Origin of the sequence: uncultured Oceanisphaera sp. (genome assembly GCF_947495715.1) — a bacterium.
GTDB classification, from domain to species: Bacteria; Pseudomonadota; Gammaproteobacteria; order Enterobacterales; family Aeromonadaceae; genus Oceanimonas; species Oceanimonas sediminis.
Genome location: NZ_CANLZU010000009.1, coordinates 82414 through 99607 on the forward strand (window position 1 = coordinate 82414; position 17194 = coordinate 99607).

Here is a 17194-nt window from a genome sequence, read left to right on the forward strand (position 1 = left end):
GAAAAGGAATAATCGATGGAAATCATTCTAGGCGTGGTCATGTTCACCGTGATCGTGCTGGTCCTGGTAAGCATTATCCTGTTTGCCAAGTCCAAGCTGGTCGCGGAAGGGGATGTGACTATCAGCATCAACGACGATCCCGACAAGGCGATCACCACCGGTGCCAGCGGCAAGCTGCTGGGCGCCCTGGCGGCCAACGGCATCTTCGTCTCTTCTGCCTGTGGTGGCGGTGGTACCTGTGGACAGTGCCGAGTGCGCATTCTGGAAGGGGGCGGTGAAATCCTGCCCACCGAACAGGATCACATCTCCAAGCGCGAAGCGCGTGAGGGCGAGCGTCTGTCCTGTCAGGTCAACGTCAAGCAGGACATGAAGATCGAGCTGCCGGAAGAAGTATTCGGCATCAAGAAGTGGGATTGCGAAGTTATCTCCAACGACAGCAAGGCCACCTTCATCAAGGAACTGAAACTGCAGATTCCCAACGGCGAAAGCGTGCCTTTCCGTGCCGGTGGTTATATTCAGATTGAAGCTCCGCCTCACCACATCCAGTACAAAGACTTCGATGTGCCCGAGGAATACCGTGAAGACTGGGACAAGTTCAAGATCTTCGATCTGGAGTCCAAGGTAGACGAGGAAACCATCCGCGCCTACTCCATGGCCAACTATCCGGAAGAAGAAGGCATTATCATGCTCAACGTGCGCATCGCGACTCCGCCGCCACGTAACTGGAGCGCGCCTCCGGGCAAGATGTCTTCCTATATCTGGTCGTTGAAGCCGGGTGACAAGGCCACCATTTCCGGTCCCTTCGGTGAATTCTTCGCCAAGGACACCGACGCCGAGATGGTGTTTATCGGTGGTGGTGCCGGCATGGCGCCGATGCGTTCGCACATCTTCGACCAGCTCAAGCGCCTGAACTCCAAGCGCAAGATCAGCTTCTGGTACGGTGCCCGTTCCAAGCGCGAAATGTTCTATGTGGAAGATTTCGACGGTCTGCAGGAGCAGTGCGATAACTTCCAGTGGCATGTGGCACTGAGTGACGCGCTGCCGGAAGATAACTGGACCGGCCATACCGGCTTTATCCATAACGTGCTGTATGAAAACTATCTGCGGGATCACGACGCGCCCGAAGACTGTGAATACTACATGTGTGGTCCGCCGGTGATGAACGCCGCCGTCATCAACATGCTCAAGGATCTGGGCGTGGAAGAAGACAACATCATGCTGGATGACTTTGGTGGTTAAACACTGATGATATCTCATGTAACTAAATGGCTGGCCCCTCTGGGGCTGGCCTTTTTATTGGTCGCCTGTAAACCGGCGGCGGTCGAACATCCGCAGCGGCACCTGACCGGCAATACCATGGGCACCTACTACTCGGTCAAGGTAGTGGATGTCGATGAGACCCGGGCTCAGGCGCTGCAGGCGGAAATCGATCGCCGTCTGGAGCGGCTCAACGATCAGATGTCGACCTATCGGGAAGACTCGGAGTTGAGCCGTTTTAACCGGCATCAGGGGGCGGATCCTTTCCCGGTGTCGTCCGATACCGCCCGGGTGGTGACGGCGGCGCTGCAGTTGGGGCGCATGACCGAAGGGGCGCTGGACGTCACCGTCGGCCCGCTGGTCAACCTGTGGGGCTTTGGACCCGATGCCAGACCGAGCCGGATACCCGGTGAACCACTGCTGGCCGACACCCGGGCGCGTACCGGGCTCGAGCACCTGCGGGTGGGCATCGACAGTGAGTCGGAGTATCTGTACAAACAGTTGCCCGAGCTGTACGTGGACCTGTCGTCCATCGCCAAGGGCTTTGGGGTGGACATGGTGTCCGAGTACCTGAGTGAAGAGGGGATAACCGATCACCTGGTGGAAATCGGTGGCGAGGTGCGGCTCAGTGGTCTTAATCGTCACCGCCAGCCCTGGACCATAGCGGTGGAAAAACCGGGTTCGGGAACCGGTTCGGTACAACAGGTAGTCGCGGTCGGCAACAACAGCGTGGCCACCTCCGGCGACTATCGCAACTACTATGAACTGGACGGCGAGCGGCTGTCGCACACCATAGATCCGGCCACGGGTCACCCCATTACCCATCAGCTGGCATCGGTGACAGTGATCCATCCATCCTGTATGATCGCAGACGGTTTGGCGACCGCGCTAACGGTCATGGGGCCCGAGCGGGCACTGGCGTTTGCCGAGCAACACCGGCTGGCGGTGTACCTGCTGACCAAGACGGACGATGGCTTCAGAGTGGACATGACCAGCGCCTTCAAGAAGTATTCAAGAGGTTGATATGCTGTATTTTTTGATTACCTTTGCAGTCTTTGCCCTGGTGGTTTTCGCCATGGCCATCGGCTATATCGTGCAGCGCAAGACTATTGCCGGCTCTTGTGGCGGTCTGGGTGGTGTAGGCATAGAAAAAGCCTGTGACTGTCCGGATCCTTGCGCCAGCCGCAAGAAAAAAATGGCCAAGGAAGAAGCTCGCCGGCAGATGCTGGGAGAAAACCGCATTATCTGACGAAAGCCTTAAGCCGCAAACCATCAGCTGATCGAGAGATAGAAAGCTGCGGTTTGCGGCTTTTTCGATCCTGGCGCGCGGTGATAACTCGTTATAGCAATCGGATTAATCATGTGCTCAGGCCGTCATCCTGACGAAAGTCAGGATCTCTCTGCAGAAAGATACCGGGTCAAGCCCGGTATGACAGTGCTTAAAACACGGCATTGTTATCGGGAATTGATCACATCTTTAGTGGGATTGGTATTACCTGAACGGCCTGCATTAACCAGATGGAAGCAGGTGCAGGAGACAAGTTCTGCGTACGGTGAGCCATGGCGGAAAACGCCGAGAAAAATATTAGCTATTTCCAATATAACCTTGTGCTTGAAAAGGTCTTTCCCCCCTTCATGACTGTGCTAGTCTGTAGCTTCATTTAGACTCAATTGAATTGAAAAGGTATCGCCCTCATGACCCTCGGTAATCTTTCTGTACGTGCGAAGCTCTGGCTCATGATTCTGATTGCCGGCCTGATGCTGACAGTTCAGGCTTCTTTGTCTCTGTTAGATATGCGCGACTCTCTGCAACAGGAACGCCGCCATCAGTTGCATGCTCTGCTGGACAGTGCCGAGGGCTTGCTGACAGCGCAGCAGGCACGGGTTGATGCGGGTGAAGTAAGCCTGCAGCAGGCACAGGGCACGGCACGTCAACTGCTGGAAAGCATGCGTTATGATGGCGATGAATACTTCTTTGTGCTGGATGCCGAAACGCGCATGCTGGCCCATGGTGCCAATCCCGGCCTGAATGGCCGCATCATGCGTGGGGAACGAAGCCAGGATGGTCAAGCGGTGTTTGTGGAAATGGCGGCGCTGCTTGGTACCAAGACCGATATTGGCGAGTTCAGCTACCTCTGGCCACAGCCGGGTAATAGCGAGCCCCAGCCCAAGATCACTTTGGCCAAGCCGTTTACTCCCTGGGGGTGGGTGGTGGCAACCGGTGTCTATGTTGATGATCTGGATGACGCCTTTCGTCACGACCTGATGCACATGGGCGGACTGCTGTTGGGTGCCTTGCTGCTGCTGGTGGCGTTGGCGATTCCTATCAGCCGCACCATTACCCGCCCGCTGGATCGTATCAGCGAGGTGATGCAAGAGGCGGCCGCCGGTAATCTGCGGGTACGTACGCAACTGGACAGCAGAGACGAGCTGGGCAAGGTCGGGCGGCGTATCGACGAAACACTGGGTGTATTTCAGGATCTTATCCATCAGATCGCGGCATCTGCGGCGCAGGTTTCCTCCAGCGCCGAAAGCCTGGCCCGTCATGCGGAAGAAACCAGCACCGCGCTGGATATTCAGGCACAGGAAGCAGAGCTACTGTCGACGTCAATGAACGAGATGGCAGCCAGTGTGCACGAAGTAGCACGCAGTGCCGGTGAAACCGCCAATGCAATCGAAAGTGCGGATCATGAAGCCGAGGAAGGGAATCATGATGTTGATGATACCGTGCACCAGATTCAGGCATTGGCACAGGAGGTGGATCAAGCCGCCGACGTGATTCAGACGCTGGAGGCCGATACGGTACAGATTGGGCAGGTTCTCGAAGAGATCCAGGCCATTTCCGAACAGACCAACCTGCTGGCACTGAATGCGGCGATCGAAGCGGCGCGAGCTGGCGAGTCCGGACGCGGTTTTGCGGTGGTGGCTGACGAGGTTCGCCAGCTGGCGCAGCGGACTCAGGGGTCGACCGAAGAGATTCGCAGCATGAATGACCGTCTGCGCACCGTCGCACGCAAGGCGGTGGAAGTGATGGGACGCTCTCGCATACAGGCCGATGGCAGCGTGAAGACCGCGATGCATGCGGGCAAGGAGCTGGAGCGTATTGTCGAGCAGATGGCCCGTATCCGTGACATGGGCGTGCAGGTCGCGACCGCCGCCGAGCAGCAAAGCCAGGTGTCGGAAGAGATGAACAGCAATCTGCTGCGCATCACCCAGGCGTCGGAAAGCACTGTGGTTACCGCCAGTGCGGTTGCCGGTAGCGGCGAAGAGCTGCAGCAACTGGCATATAATCTGCGCGATCAGATTAACAAGTTCAGTACCTGATAACTAAGGGGCTACACTATGGCCCCACGTTTCAGTTTTTACGTTTTTCAATGCGCAAGATTATTCATGTCGACATGGACTGCTTCTTTGCCGCGGTAGAGATGCGCAAGCATCCCGAATGGCGGGATATTCCGCTGGCCATCGGTGGCAGCGCCAGTCGACGTGGCGTTATTTCTACCTGTAACTATCCGGCCCGCCGTTTTGGTATTCGCTCGGCCATGGCCAGCCATCAGGCGCTGCAACGGTGCCCGCAGTTGTTATTGATCCCGGGTAACATGGCCGAGTACAAGGCGGTGTCCCTGCAGATCCGGGAGATCTTTCATCGCTATACCGATCTGGTCGAGCCGTTGTCGCTGGACGAAGCCTATCTGGATGTGAGCGACAGTCCGCTGTTTGGCGGCAGTGCTACGTTGATCGCCGCAGACATTCGTCGGGCCATCAATGACGAGTTGCAGCTGACCGCTTCTGCCGGGGTGGCCCCCAGCAAGTTTCTGGCCAAAATCGCCTCGGAAGAAAACAAGCCGGACGGCCTCTTCGTGCTGCCACCGGCGGCGGTGGCCGATTATGTGCGCCGGTTGCCGTTGGTCAAGTTGCCCGGAGTGGGGCGAAAGACGGCAGAAAAGCTGGCGGCCCTGGGGCTGGAGTACTGTGGTCAGCTGAATGAGGTGGGCGAAGCGGAGCTTATTCGTCGTTTCGGCAAGTTCGGCCGGCTGTTGTGGCAGCGTGGCCAGGGTATCGATGAGCGGGAGGTACAGACCGAACGGATACGCAAGTCGGTCGGTGTCGAGACTACCCTGGTCACCGATATTCATACTCCTGCGCAGGGGCTGTCGGTATTGCAGGAGTTATGGCCGGAGCTGATACGTCGACTGGACGGGCGGGCGATAAAGGGGCTGTGCATCAAGCTCAAATTCGATGACTTTACCCAGACCACCCTGTCTCGGCGCTGCACCGGGCCGGAGTTGGCGCTGGCCGCGCAACTGTGCACCGAAGCCTGGGAGCGAGCCCGGGGGCGTGGAGTTCGGCTGGTGGGGGTGAGTGTCGAGTTATGTCACGAAGGTAACGAGCAGGCTGCTCAGGCCGAGCAACTGAGTTTTGAATGGTAAGCTTGTTTTAATTCTGATTGGTGCCAGATCAGGCTTCCTGATCGTTGTTTTTCTGCGGGGTAGCCAAGGCTGTCTCGTCCGAAGCCGCGCCAAGATAATCTGCGCTCAGAGCCAGAAACAAGGCAATGTACGATCTCTTCATATTGGGTCCTCATATAAGCTTAGATGTCTAAGTATCTTAACATATTGAAATCCAATTTAAAATATGACGGCTCTGCGCCAGGGCAGAAACCGCCGTCAGGTTACTGGTTGCTGCCGTTCAGGTGGTCTTCTTCCACGAAGGTCCAGCCCTGGTTGGCAGCGGGAGAAACCGGTTGCATACCGGTGGAAGACGGCGCCACTATCACGGTGCTCTCGCTGTCTGCAGAACCCTCCAGCGCCGGGCGATCCCGACCGTCGTTCGGTGCCGTTGCGGCAACCGGGGCGGGCGCTTCATTGCGTTTGTCGTTCTGAATGCCGGGTGCCAGCTTGCGGGTTTCGTCCAGTACCTCACGGCCAAACTCGATGATGCCACTGAAGATGTTATCGGCCATTGCCGGCGCGGCCAGCAAGGTCAGCAACAGGTAGAAAGGGGCGCTTTTCATGACATATACCTCTGTTGGGATCTGCCCGAAAGCATAAGCCAAATTATTGCCCTTGAATACCGCATAGACTGCGTGTAGGCCGGTTGCTGACGCTTTGAATTGTGAGGGGAGAGGCGTAAAGGGTGAGGGGAATACTATCACCCCTCACTCCTCACAATTCACTCCTCACTTCTTACGCTTCAGGAATCTGCTTCAGTACTCGCACCAGTAACTGCCAGAAGCGGGACACCGCTTCTATGTGTACTCGTTCGTCCGGTGAGTGGGCGCCCTGAATGGTCGGCCCGAAAGAGACCATGTCCCACTCTGGGTAGGCCGCCTTGAACAGGCCGCACTCCAGCCCGGCGTGGATCACCTTGACCTCGGGCAGCACACCAAACAGTTCCTGGTGGGTATTCAGCACCAGCTGCATCACCGCCGAGTCCGGATTTGGCTGCCAGCCGGGGTAGGCGCCGTCAAAGTCGCAGCGGGCGCCGGCCAGGCGAAACACCGCGGCGGTCATCTCGGCGATCCGGTTGCGGCCTTCATCGTTGAGTGAACGGATCAGACATTGCACATGAATATGCTCGTCCTCGGTGCCGATGACGCCCAGATTGGTGGAGCTTTGCACCACAGCCTCCATGCTGCGGCTCATTTCCATCACTCCGTGCGGGCAGGCGAGCAGGGCGGCTCCCAGTCGCTGCTGCAGGGCTGTGGTCATGACTCGCTCGGGTAGCTCGGTGGGCGCCAGTTCCAGTTGGATGAAGTCGTCGACGCCGTTAAATTCATGGCGGTATTGCTGCCGGCGCCTGTCGACCAGGTTTGCCAGCGTGTCGAGCAGGTCTGCGGGCAGGGTCAGCAGGGCCGAGGCTTCCCGGGCGATGGCATTGCGCAGGGTGCCGCCGTTCAGCTCGCTCAGGCGGATCGCGGTATGCTGATTGATATCGGTCAGCAGCTCGGCCAGCAGCTTGTTGGCGCTGGCCCGGCCCTGATGAATGTTGATGCCGGAATGACCGCCACGCAGCCCGGTGATGATCAGGCGGCGAGCCTGATGGCCGGCCGGTACCGGCTCCGGCTCATAGGGCAGGGTGATATTGGCATCCACGCCGCCGGCACAGCCCATGTACACATCACCGTCCTGCTCCGAGTCGGTATTGAGCAGTATCTCGCCCTGCAACAGCCCGGGCGTCAGGCCAAAGGCGCCGGTCATGCCGCTTTCTTCGTCGATGGTCAGCAGCACTTCCAGCGGGCCGTGCTGTACCTTGTCATCGGCCAGCACCGCCAGACAGGCGGCCAGGCCGATGCCGTTATCCGCGCCCAGGGTAGTGCCACGGGCCCGCACCCAGTCGCCGTCTATATAGGGCTGAATCGGGTCCGTGGTGAAGTCGTGATGGGTGTCGGCGTTGGCCTGGGGCACCATGTCCATGTGGGCCTGCAGTATGACGCCCTTGCGTTTTTCCATACCGGCGGTAGCCGCCTTGCGAATGATCAGGTTACCGATGGCGTCCTGCATCACCGCCAGGTTTTTCTCGGCCGCCCAGTCGGTTATCCACTGGCGCAGGGCCGCTTCGTGACCGGACGGGTGAGGAATGCTGCACTGGGTGTCGAAGAACTGCCACAACAGGCGAGGAGAAAGCTGACGAATGGAAGACATGGCATACCTTGTTCAAAGAGCGGCGAAGGAAAGCGATAGCTTAACGCGCTTCTCCTCTGCTTATCCATTCATTAAGCATCGGCAAGCAATAATCCCGGCTGCCATCACAGCCGGGCAGGCGTCAGGCCCTGAACACGTTAACTTCTTCCGCCAGACGACGGCCGAGGCCGGACAGCGTTTCACCGGCGCTGTCGGTCTCCTGGGTCTTGAGCCGTACTTCTTCCGCCAGCTCGCTCAGGCGGGTCAGGTTATGATTCATTTCTTCGGTGGTTTGCCGCTGCTGGGCCGCGGCGGTGGCAATATGGCTGTTCATGTCGTTGATCAGCGCCATGCTCTGGTTGATGGCTTCCAGTGTTTCGCCGGCCTGATCGGCGGTGCCCTGAGTATCTTTTGCCCGTTGCATCAGGCCGCTCATGCGGTTGACGGTTTCGTCCGCCTCCTGTTGCAGACCCTGAATGATCTCCTGAATTTCATCGGTCGAGCTCTGGGTTCGCGTGGCCAGATTACGCACTTCATCGGCCACCACCGCAAAGCCGCGGCCCTGCTCTCCGGCCCGGGCCGCCTCGATGGCGGCATTGAGCGCCAGCAGATTGGTCTGCTCGGCGATGGCCCGAATCACTTCCAGTACCTTGCCGATTTCCTGGCTTCGCTCGGCGAGCGAGCCGAGGCGGTGTTGGGTTTCGGCCAGCTCGGATACCAGGCTGGCGGCCACCTCCCGGGTATGGGTGACTTTGTTGTTGCCCTCTTGTGCGGCTTTGGCCGACTCGTGGCTGGCCTGAGCCGCCTGCTCGGCGGCATGGGCGACTTCCTGGCTGGAAGCCAGCATCTCGTTCATGGCGGTGGCCACCTGTTCGGTTTCCCGGGACTGTTGTTCCGATACGCCGCGATTGTGGTGCACTATACCTGCCAGTCGCTCGGCGGCGGCGTTGACCTCCAGGCTGATGGGGGACAGCTTGCGCACCGTATCGGCCAGGCGCGAACAGAACTGGTTGAAGCTCTTGCTGAGCTGGGTGACTTCATCCCTGCCGTGCTCGTCCAGCCGCTGGCGCAGATCGGCGTCGCCGTGAGAGATATCCCGCATTGCCCGCACGGTATCGCCCATCGGTTGCAGTATGCTGCGGATGAGGGCGATGGCGACCAATACCGCGATGGCCCCCAGACCGAGTACCACCATCAGTATCTTGAGCGCCGTGGCCGTCAGCTGGGTCTGCACATCGTCGATGTAGATGCCGGTACCGATAATCCAGCCCCAGGGCGCAAATGGCTGCACATAGGATATTTTATCCACCGGCTGCTCGAAACCGGGCTTGGGCCAGAGGTAGTGCACAAAACCCTTACCCTGGCTGCGCACCACCGTCGCCATTTCGACAAACAGCGCCTTGCCGTCCGGATCCTTGAAACTAGTCAAATCTTCGCCGTTGAGGTCGGGATTCATGGGGTGCAGGATCATGCGGGGCTGGGCATCATTGACCCAGAAATAATTGTTGTTGCCATAGCGTAATCCGGCAATGGCGTTGAGTGCCTGCCGGCGGGCCTCTTGGTCCGACAGCAGACCCTGCTGCTGTTGTTGATGATAATAATCGGTAAGGCTGATGACCGACTCCACCTGGCGCATGGCCTGAATTCGCTTTTCTTCTATCAGACCCTGATAGAACAGCCACAACATCATGAGGGTGATGACAACGATGCCCGCAGACAGCAGCAGCAGGTTCAGATAGAGTCGTTTGGCGATGGAAAGTGAGCGCAGCACGATAACATCCTTGTTTCTTTGTCGAGAGCATCAGCTCGGTTCATACCGAGATTCATACTAGATGAAAGGGCAATACAGGTCGGTGGGTGTTGTGCAAAAATGCGATCTTCTCGTCTTAGCTTTTAGTCTTATACGCCGGTATATGAACAACGGAGGGGCAATAAAAAGCTGTAACTCTGGTCAAGAATGGGCGGGATCTCTATAATGCGGCCATTGTTTGCTCGTTGTTAGACTGAGGCCGGCTCAATATTTCAATATTGGCGTGGTCTGAAAGATGGCAGTGAGCAGCGGTGACCATCTTGTCTTGAAAGCTAACACCCAAAGGTTCTTTTTATGTCCAACAAATTCGTCGTCACCTGGGACTCCTTTCAGCGCGAAACGCGCAAGCTGGCCGAACGTCAGTTGCCTGCCAGCCAGTGGAAAGGGATTATTGCCGTCAGTCGTGGTGGTCTGGTTCCGGCTGCCATCATGGCGCGGGAACTGGGAATTCGTCATGTAGATACCCTGTGTATCTCCAGCTACGACCACAATCAGCAGCGCTCTGATCTACAAGTGCTCAAACAGGCCGAAGGCGATGGAGAAGGCTTTCTGATCATCGACGATCTGGTGGACACCGGTAATACCGCCAAAGTTATCCGCGAGATGTACCCCAAAGCCAAATTCGTGACCGTGTTTGCCAAACCAAAGGGCGAGCCACTGGTCGATGACTTTGAAGTGCGGGTAGGGCAAGATACCTGGATAGAGCAACCCTGGGATATGGGGGTGGTTTTTGCTCCGCCGCTGTGCGAGCAGGACAAAGCGTAAAAAAAGGCTCCTCGGGAGCCTTTTTTATCGCCTGCTGTCGAGTAATATGTTGCCTTCCTGCGCCGCCGATGGCGTTTTTTAGGGCAAGGGCGGCGGGTGACCTTTACCCCCGGCCAAAAAAGCGTTACATATAGGCTAGTTAACAGGGAGGTATTCATGACCATAGACAAGGTTACTCATCGTAAACTGGTGCGCAAATTCACCGCCATCGGTCCTTATTTACGGGAGCTGAAGTCGAGCGAGTCGCAATATTTCTTCGACTGTTTATCCGTGTGTGTCAGTGCCAAGGCGGAACCGGAGGCGCGTGAGTTCTGGGGCTGGTGGCTGACGCTGAGCACCGAAGACGGCATCAATTTCGAGTTTCATTATCAGCTCGGCTTTTTCAATGCGAGTGGCGAGTGGCAACCGAAAGCCTTGCCCAAAAAGCACGAAGCGGAGGTGGCTCGCACGCTGCGTGATTTTTACGACAAGCTGGGCGTGTGCCTGGATGAACTGTCGCTCAGTGCTCGTCCTTCTCCCGCGTTGGGAAACAATCATCTGTTGAGCGTAGCCTGAGCCGACCATCACTTGCGACAATAGTCGTTACTATCCGTGGCCCGGATGCGCCTCATTTTATTATCTTGCCGGCTTTGCCGGCATTGCTGTTAGTAAGGAGCCGCAGGGCGTTCCATGAAAGGCAAAACCATTGTTGTAAAACTGGGCACCAGCGTGCTTACCGGCGGTACCCGCCATCTGGATCGGGCCCACATGGTAGAGCTGGTGCGTCAGTGTGCCAGCCTGCATCGGGCCGGCCATCAGATTATTGTGGTGACCTCGGCGGCCATTGCCGCCGGGCGTGAGCACCTGGGCTTTCCCGATCTGGCCGGCACCATGGCCAACAAGCAGATGCTGGCCGCCGTGGGCCAGACCCAGCTGATCCAGAGCTGGCAATCCCTGTTCAATCTGTATGGATTGCATGTGGGCCAGATACTGCTGACCCGGGCCGATCTGGAAGACCGCGAACGCTATCTTAATGCCCGCGATACCCTGCGGGCCCTGCTTGATAACCGCATTATTCCGGTAATCAACGAAAACGACGCCGTCGCCACCAACGAGATCAAGGTCGGCGATAACGATAATTTATCGGCCCGGGCCGCCATTCTGGCCGAGGCCGATTTGTTGATCCTGCTGACCGATCAGAAGGGACTCTTTACTGCCGATCCGCGTAACGATCCCAAGGCGCAGCTGATTGAAGAAGTACAAACCATCGACGACACCCTGCGCAAACTGGCCGGTGGCAGCATCGGCGGACTGGGCACCGGTGGCATGGCCACCAAGCTGCAGGCGGCGGATGTGGCCCGCCGCGCCGGTATCGATGTGGTGATCGCCACCGGTCAGGTGCCGGAGGTGATTGGCCGCCTGGCGGAAGGGGAGCGCATCGGCACTCGTTTTCCGGCGCTGGCCACCCCGCTCGAAAGCCGCAAACGCTGGATCCTGGCCGGCCCGCCTCCGCACGGCGAAATTCATATCGATGCCGGGGCGGTGAAGGCGGTGCGGGAAAAAGGCTCCAGCCTGCTGCCCAAGGGCATAGTACGCATAGAAGGCCGTTTTCGCCGGGGGGAGGCGGTACGCATCGTCAATCCCGAAGGGCGGGAGCTGGCGCGAGGCATCTGTCGTTACGATGCACTCGACCTGACTCGAATCAAAGGACAACACTCTGAGCAGATTGAATCGGTGCTCGGCTATGGCTACGGCAACGTGGCCATTCACCGTGACGATCTGGTGCTCTTGTAGGAGATAGTATGAATCTGGAACAGATGGGGCAGGCCGCACGCGCTGCCGCCTATACCCTGGCTGAAACCTCGACCCGGGCCAAGAATCAGGCCCTGCTGGTGATGGCCGATGCCCTCGAGGCGGCCGCCGCCGACATTCTGGCCGCCAACGGCAAGGATCTGGACGCGGCCCGAGAAAGCGGTACCGGCGAGTCGATGCTGGATCGACTGATGCTGAACCCGGCGCGGATCAAGGCCATTGCCGACGACGTGCGCAACGTGGTGTCACTGCCGGATCCGGTGGGCAGCGAGCTGGACTCGCGGGTGCTGGAAAACGGCATGCGCTTGTCGCGTCGCCGGGTACCGCTCGGCGTGGTGGGGGTGATTTATGAAGCCCGCCCCAATGTCACCATCGACATCGCCGCCCTCTGTCTGAAAACCGGTAACGCCAGCATTCTGCGCGGCGGTCGGGAAACCTTTCATACCAATCAGGAATTGGTCAAGGTGATCCGGCAGGCGCTGGCGGCAAGCCAGCTGCCGCCAGGCTGTGTGCAGTACATCAGCGAGCCGGGCCGGGAATGGGTCAGCGGCCTGCTCAAACTCGACCAGTATGTAGACATGATCATTCCTCGCGGTGGTCCCGGCCTGCACCAGTTGTGTAAAGAGCAGGCCACCATACCGGTGATCATCGGTGGCTTCGGCATCGGTCATGTTTTTGTCGATGACAGCGCCGATCTGGTACGCGCCGTCGAGGTGGTCGATAACGCCAAGACCCACAGACCCAGCGTCTGCAATGCCATCGATACCCTGCTGGTACACGATGCGGCAGCTGCCGAATTCCTGCCGCTACTGAGTGCGCGCATGGCGGAAAAAGGCGTCGAGCTGGTGGCCGAAACCGAAGCATTGAAACTGCTTAACGCAGGACCGGCCAGGGTGCGCGCCGCCGTTGAGGGTGACTTCGACACCGAGTGGCTGGGGCTGACCCTGGGGGTGAAAATCGTGACCGGTGTCGATGAGGCCCTGGCGCATTTGCGCGAGCATAACGCCAGCCATTCCGATGCCATTCTCACCAGCAGCCTGAGCAGTGCCGAGCGCTTTATCAACGGCGCCCCCTCGGCGGCGGTCTATGTCAACGCCTCTACCCGCTTTACCGATGGCGCCCAGTTTGGCCTGGGGGCCGAGGTGGCGGTCTCGACCCAGAAGCTGCATGCCCGTGGCCCCATGGGGCTGGAAGAGCTGACCAGCTACAAGTGGATAGGCCAGGCGGATTATCTGATCCGCGACTAGTGGCAAACGGTTGAATCGATAACCCGGCGGCTCTGGTCGCCGGGGCATGATGAAGAGGGGATATTATGCCATCCAAGCTGTTGGACGCCTTGTTGCTGGCAATGCCGTTATCCCCGACGCTGGAGTCGTGGCGGCTGCATCTCAAGAGCGAACTTCCTTATCCGGTGCAGGGAGCACAAACGCTGTTTATCGGGGATCCCGCCCTGGTGATAGTGGCATTTCAGCACGACAAGGCCGAGGTGCTGCTGCCGGCCATGCAGTGGCGGCATCACGACATTCATACCGTCAAACCCCGCTCCCAGGGCGTGGTAGCGTCGCGCGATGGCAGTCTGGAACAATTGCTGGCGCTGGTGGAAGACACCATAGCACTGCGGTTGAAGTCGTTTCACGAATGCAGCAGTTGCGGCAAACGCTGCGCGCCCGAAGTACTGGGCTCGCTACAGGGCGAACCCGCGTGCCGGGACTGCATCAAGGGACGACGAGTGCTGTTTTAAGGCCGGGATTGGTGAATAGGGATCAGGGAGTGGCCGGTGTTTGCAGGCCCGCTTTTATAACGGTTTATGGTGCTGAATGATGCATGATTTGTCCGAATAAATTCGAGCCCACAGAATACCATTCCCCATTCCCTGGTCCCTGGTCCCTGGTCCCTGGTCCCTAATCCCTAATCCCTAATCCCTAATCCCCATTCCCTAGTCCCCGAGGCGGGCCAGCAACAATCGTAGGTACATGCCCGGCAGTGTGGTAATGCCGGCGGTGGCGAAGCGCAGCTTGCCCTGGCTGGCCACCATCAGGGTGGGCGTGACGCCGACGGCCAGAATTTGCGCCAGCCGGTGATCCTCATCGTTCACCACCGTAAAGTCATATCCCTTTTCACGCACATAGCCGGCAACCCTGGCATTCGGACCCGAGGCGATGGCGATGCTGACTACGCGAGCATGGGGGGCGTCGATCAGGTTCACCATCGGGGACACGATGCGGCACACGCCGCACCAGCTGGCCCACACATACACCAGCACCGGCTGTTGCCGGCTCATGGCATCGAGACTGATGGTCTCGCCGCCTAATGTGGTCATGGCGCCCAGAGCCGCCACCTCGGTGGGCAGATCCCGGCTGCGCCAGAGATCGACGGCCGTGACCACAACTCCGATCAGCAACAGGTAGGCAAGGCCGGAGGTGAATCGCCTGCGCCAGGATCGCTTCATGACTTATTCCTGCTTTCATTCAGGGCCTCGATCACCTTGTCGGTGGTCAGCAATACCTCCAGTGCCTTGCCTTGGGGCAGGCCGGGGCCGAATACCTGATTGAAGGGAATGCCGGCGCGTTGGTTGGCGCGCAGGTAGTCGGTAATGGCCGCGTCGGGGCGAGTCCAGTCGCCGCGCATCAACACCATGTCCTCTTCCTGCAGCGCCGAGTAGACCGGATCCCGTAACACCACGCCTATCTTGTTGGCCTGACAGGTAATGCACCAGTCGGCGGTGATGTCGATAAACACCCGCTTGCCGGCAGCCACTTCGCGCTCGATACGAGCCGGATCCAGCGGCTGCCAGTCAAGCTCGTCGGTGACCGGGCTGACCCAGCGAGACTGGGTCACCAGGGCGCCCACGCCCCCCGCAGCACCAAGCAGCATGATGCCGGCCAGGCCGAAGAGCAGGCCCCGGCTGCCGTAATGGCGCAGCAAAGACCACAGTGGCAGCACTATCAATATGGCGGCCAGCACCAGGGTGGCAGTATTACCTAGGGTCGATTGCAGCAACGACAGCAGCCACAGGCTGGTGGCCAGCAGCATCAGCCCGAACAGCCACTTCACCCGGATCATCCAGGGGCCGGGCCTGGGCAGGGCGCCGATAACACCGGGAAACAATGCCAGCACCAGCCAGGGCAGCGCCATGCCCAGCCCCAGACCGGTGAAGATGGCAATCAGCACCAGCGGTGAAGACGCCAGCGCCACCGCCACGGCGGTGCCGAGGAAGGGCGCCGAGCAGGGCGTGGCGAGCAGGGTAGCGAACATGCCTTGCAGCAGATGGCCGCCGTTGCCGTGGCCGGGGCGGGTGGCCAGCCAGGTGCTCATGGCGGTGGGCAGACGGAGCTCGAACAGGCCGAACAGGTTAAGCGAGAACAGCGCGGTGACCAGCAGCATAAAGCCGATAAAGCCCGGCTGCTGAAACTGGATGCCCCAGCCAAGCTGGGCGCCGGACCAGGTGAGGATCAGCATAAAGCCCGCCAGCGCCCAGAACGACAGCATGATGCCGAGGGCAGACCACAGCAGGGGGCGCCGCACATCGGCCCGGCTGCGGTGACCCAGCAGCAGACTGTTGAGCTTGAGCCCCAGCACCGGCAATACACAGGGCATGATGTTGAGGATCAGGCCGCCGAGCAGGGCATAGAGCAGTACCAGCCCCAAAGGAGGGGCGGTTGCAGCCACCGGGGGCAGGGTGCCACGGGTGATGGCGCCGGCCAGCTCTTCGGCCAGCCCCTCGTCGGTGGCGGTAATCACCACCACCTGCCCGTCCAGATTCAACTCCGGATCCCAGCTGCCGACCTTGAAGCGGGCCTGCAGCCGGGTGTCGTTCACCGTCAGCTGTGGCTGACTGAAGATGCTGCTGTCGAGCTCGTCGACGTATACCGCCGGTTGCTGCCAGCCGCGGGGGTTGGTCAGGCTGATATCGAGTTGTTTGGCGACCGGATCCCAGACCAGCTGCTCGGCCTGTATCAGGCTTGCCGCTCTGGGCACCCGCGACACCGCCTGCTGATACTGATGATTCAGCGTCTCGTCGGTTGCCATCTGCGGATCCAGCGGCAATGTCAGCGAATACTCGGTGAGCACACAGATGGTGGTGCAGCTGGGCAGGGTCAGCAGGCCTTCAAAGGTGGCCGGCTTTCCGGCGTCGGCCGGGGTCAGTTGCAGCGGAAAGTCGACCTCGTGGCGATAGCCCTGGGTTTCGACTCCCAGCAGGGTAAAGCGCTCGGGCAGCGGCCACTGCCAGTTGACCGACAGCGGGTTCTTGGACGACGGCCACTCCAGCCGGGGCGCGATGCCGCCTTCGCCCGGGGAGCGCCAGTAGGTTTTCCAGTCGTCTTGCAGACGAACCTGCAACAGCGCCGGATAATAATTGTTGACCGCATCATAGGGGCCGGTCTGCACCAGTCGCACCTGCACCGGGGGGTGTTCGGGTGCCTGCAGCCAGCCGGTGTCGGCGGCCTGCAGCGGCAAGGTGGTTGCCAGCAACAGGATAAAAAAGCTAAAAATTCTGATCACGAATAGAGTCTCCGATGGATTAACGCAAGCTTACAAGATGGCGGCGTTAATCTCATTCCCGGAATACACACAGCACCAGGTGTCGCCGTCGGCCGGCATAAGGTTGTGGCGAGGGTAACAGGCGGCAGTACCAGCCGACACGAGGTGCCAGCAGCCAGAGAGACAACAATAGCAGCAAGGCGGTGAGCATCGGCTCGAGCTGACTCCAGACCTTGCTCAGCAGTTGCTCCGACAGGCTGCACTGGCCGTTGTTGTCTGCGCTCGATGACTCGGCGGCAGCCCCCTGGTCAGAGAGTATGCCGTGGGCAAACGATGAGATGCTTTCTGGCTGCTGGGCCGAGTAGGCACAGGCGGTCATCACCCCCATTCGTTGGCTCAGGCAGAGACCGATGACGATCAGCACCAGCAGCAACGCCAGCCAGCCAGGCTGGCGTTGCATCAGGCC

The 17194-nt window shown here is 59.3% G+C and carries 16 protein-coding genes; 10 read left to right on the top strand and 6 right to left on the bottom strand.

Going from position 1 to position 17194, the window contains the following annotated elements:
- Positions 1-15: 15 nt before the first annotated feature.
- From nqrF to dinB, 5 genes are all read left to right on the top strand, one after another.
- Entirely contained in the window at positions 16-1239 is a 1224-nt protein-coding gene (gene nqrF, locus Q0753_RS07330) for an NADH:ubiquinone reductase (Na(+)-transporting) subunit F (RefSeq protein ID WP_298719017.1), read from the top strand.
- A 6-nt stretch (positions 1240-1245) separates the two neighbouring features.
- Positions 1246-2280 carry an FAD:protein FMN transferase gene (locus Q0753_RS07335; RefSeq protein WP_298719019.1) on the top strand — a complete coding sequence of 345 codons (1035 nt, stop codon included), beginning with the start codon at positions 1246-1248 and terminating at the stop codon, positions 2278-2280.
- Between the two features lies 1 nt (position 2281).
- Positions 2282-2506 (top strand): (Na+)-NQR maturation NqrM, encoded by a 225-nt coding sequence (gene nqrM, locus Q0753_RS07340; protein ID WP_298719021.1) that lies wholly within the window; start codon positions 2282-2284, stop codon positions 2504-2506.
- Positions 2507-2994: 488 nt separating this feature from the next.
- Positions 2995-4581 carry a methyl-accepting chemotaxis protein gene (locus Q0753_RS07345; RefSeq protein WP_298719023.1) on the top strand — a complete coding sequence of 529 codons (1587 nt, stop codon included), beginning with the start codon at positions 2995-2997 and terminating at the stop codon, positions 4579-4581.
- A 50-nt stretch (positions 4582-4631) separates the two neighbouring features.
- Positions 4632-5687 carry a DNA polymerase IV gene (dinB, locus tag Q0753_RS07350; protein WP_298719025.1) on the top strand — a complete coding sequence of 352 codons (1056 nt, stop codon included), beginning with the start codon at positions 4632-4634 and terminating at the stop codon, positions 5685-5687.
- A gap of 242 nt (positions 5688-5929) precedes the next feature.
- Here the strand turns inward: dinB and Q0753_RS07355 are convergent, their stop codons facing one another.
- The 3 genes from Q0753_RS07355 to Q0753_RS07365 form a co-directional block, all read right to left on the bottom strand.
- Positions 5930-6271 carry a hypothetical protein gene (locus tag Q0753_RS07355; RefSeq protein ID WP_298719027.1) on the bottom strand — a complete coding sequence of 114 codons (342 nt, stop codon included), beginning with the start codon at positions 6269-6271 and terminating at the stop codon, positions 5930-5932.
- A 172-nt stretch (positions 6272-6443) separates the two neighbouring features.
- Positions 6444-7901, bottom strand: coding sequence for an aminoacyl-histidine dipeptidase (locus Q0753_RS07360; protein ID WP_298719029.1), 1458 nt, complete (start codon positions 7899-7901; stop codon positions 6444-6446).
- Positions 7902-8022: 121 nt separating this feature from the next.
- Complete coding sequence (locus Q0753_RS07365; protein ID WP_298719031.1) at positions 8023-9651, bottom strand: methyl-accepting chemotaxis protein; 1629 nt, start codon at positions 9649-9651, stop codon at positions 8023-8025.
- Positions 9652-9984: 333 nt separating this feature from the next.
- Here Q0753_RS07365 and gpt point away from each other — a divergent pair, with 333 nt between their 5' ends.
- The 5 genes from gpt (at position 9985) to Q0753_RS07390 (ending at position 13987) form a co-directional block, all read left to right on the top strand.
- Positions 9985-10455 carry a xanthine phosphoribosyltransferase gene (gpt, locus tag Q0753_RS07370; protein WP_298719033.1) on the top strand — a complete coding sequence of 157 codons (471 nt, stop codon included), beginning with the start codon at positions 9985-9987 and terminating at the stop codon, positions 10453-10455.
- Between the two features lie 156 nt (positions 10456-10611).
- Positions 10612-11010 (top strand): sigma factor-binding protein Crl, encoded by a 399-nt coding sequence (gene crl, locus Q0753_RS07375; protein WP_298719035.1) that lies wholly within the window; start codon positions 10612-10614, stop codon positions 11008-11010.
- 114 nt (positions 11011-11124) lie between these two features.
- Positions 11125-12228 (top strand): glutamate 5-kinase, encoded by a 1104-nt coding sequence (gene proB, locus Q0753_RS07380; RefSeq protein ID WP_298719037.1) that lies wholly within the window; start codon positions 11125-11127, stop codon positions 12226-12228.
- Positions 12229-12236: 8 nt separating this feature from the next.
- A complete protein-coding gene (locus Q0753_RS07385; RefSeq protein WP_298719039.1) occupies positions 12237-13493 on the top strand; it encodes a glutamate-5-semialdehyde dehydrogenase in 1257 nt (418 codons plus the stop codon).
- Between the two features lie 65 nt (positions 13494-13558).
- Entirely contained in the window at positions 13559-13987 is a 429-nt protein-coding gene (locus Q0753_RS07390) for a hypothetical protein (RefSeq protein ID WP_298719041.1), read from the top strand.
- A gap of 195 nt (positions 13988-14182) precedes the next feature.
- Here Q0753_RS07390 and Q0753_RS07395 read toward each other — a convergent pair whose 3' ends face one another.
- Genes Q0753_RS07395 through Q0753_RS07405 form a run of 3 tightly spaced genes read right to left on the bottom strand, consistent with a single transcriptional unit; the run spans position 14183 to position 17188 of the window.
- Positions 14183-14695, bottom strand: a complete 513-nt coding sequence (locus Q0753_RS07395; RefSeq protein ID WP_298719043.1) for a protein disulfide oxidoreductase — start codon at positions 14693-14695, stop codon at positions 14183-14185.
- Positions 14692-16749 carry a protein-disulfide reductase DsbD gene (locus tag Q0753_RS07400; RefSeq protein ID WP_298719045.1) on the bottom strand — a complete coding sequence of 686 codons (2058 nt, stop codon included), beginning with the start codon at positions 16747-16749 and terminating at the stop codon, positions 14692-14694. The genes Q0753_RS07395 and Q0753_RS07400 overlap by 4 nt, the downstream gene beginning before the upstream one ends.
- Before the next feature lie 52 nt (positions 16750-16801).
- Positions 16802-17188, bottom strand: coding sequence for a hypothetical protein (locus Q0753_RS07405; protein WP_298719047.1), 387 nt, complete (start codon positions 17186-17188; stop codon positions 16802-16804).
- Positions 17189-17194: the final 6 nt, after the last annotated feature.

What these genes read in the sequence shown, in the direction of transcription:
- dinB (WP_298719025.1), top strand. Translation starts at nt 4,632, where the DNA reads ATGCGCAAGATTATTCATGTCGACATGGACTGCTTCTTTGCCGCGGTA.
- Q0753_RS07335 (WP_298719019.1), top strand. Translation starts at nt 1,246, where the DNA reads ATGATATCTCATGTAACTAAATGGCTGGCCCCTCTGGGGCTGGCCTTT.
- Q0753_RS07355 (WP_298719027.1), bottom strand. Translation starts at nt 6,271, where the DNA reads ATGAAAAGCGCCCCTTTCTACCTGTTGCTGACCTTGCTGGCCGCGCCG.
- nqrM (WP_298719021.1), top strand. Translation starts at nt 2,282, where the DNA reads ATGCTGTATTTTTTGATTACCTTTGCAGTCTTTGCCCTGGTGGTTTTC.
- proB (WP_298719037.1), top strand. Translation starts at nt 11,125, where the DNA reads ATGAAAGGCAAAACCATTGTTGTAAAACTGGGCACCAGCGTGCTTACC.
- Q0753_RS07360 (WP_298719029.1), bottom strand. Translation starts at nt 7,901, where the DNA reads ATGTCTTCCATTCGTCAGCTTTCTCCTCGCCTGTTGTGGCAGTTCTTC.
- gpt (WP_298719033.1), top strand. Translation starts at nt 9,985, where the DNA reads ATGTCCAACAAATTCGTCGTCACCTGGGACTCCTTTCAGCGCGAAACG.
- Q0753_RS07395 (WP_298719043.1), bottom strand. Translation starts at nt 14,695, where the DNA reads ATGAAGCGATCCTGGCGCAGGCGATTCACCTCCGGCCTTGCCTACCTG.
- crl (WP_298719035.1), top strand. Translation starts at nt 10,612, where the DNA reads ATGACCATAGACAAGGTTACTCATCGTAAACTGGTGCGCAAATTCACC.
- Q0753_RS07345 (WP_298719023.1), top strand. Translation starts at nt 2,995, where the DNA reads ATGATTCTGATTGCCGGCCTGATGCTGACAGTTCAGGCTTCTTTGTCT.
- nqrF (WP_298719017.1), top strand. Translation starts at nt 16, where the DNA reads ATGGAAATCATTCTAGGCGTGGTCATGTTCACCGTGATCGTGCTGGTC.
- Q0753_RS07405 (WP_298719047.1), bottom strand. Translation starts at nt 17,188, where the DNA reads ATGCAACGCCAGCCTGGCTGGCTGGCGTTGCTGCTGGTGCTGATCGTC.
- Q0753_RS07385 (WP_298719039.1), top strand. Translation starts at nt 12,237, where the DNA reads ATGAATCTGGAACAGATGGGGCAGGCCGCACGCGCTGCCGCCTATACC.
- Q0753_RS07390 (WP_298719041.1), top strand. Translation starts at nt 13,559, where the DNA reads ATGCCATCCAAGCTGTTGGACGCCTTGTTGCTGGCAATGCCGTTATCC.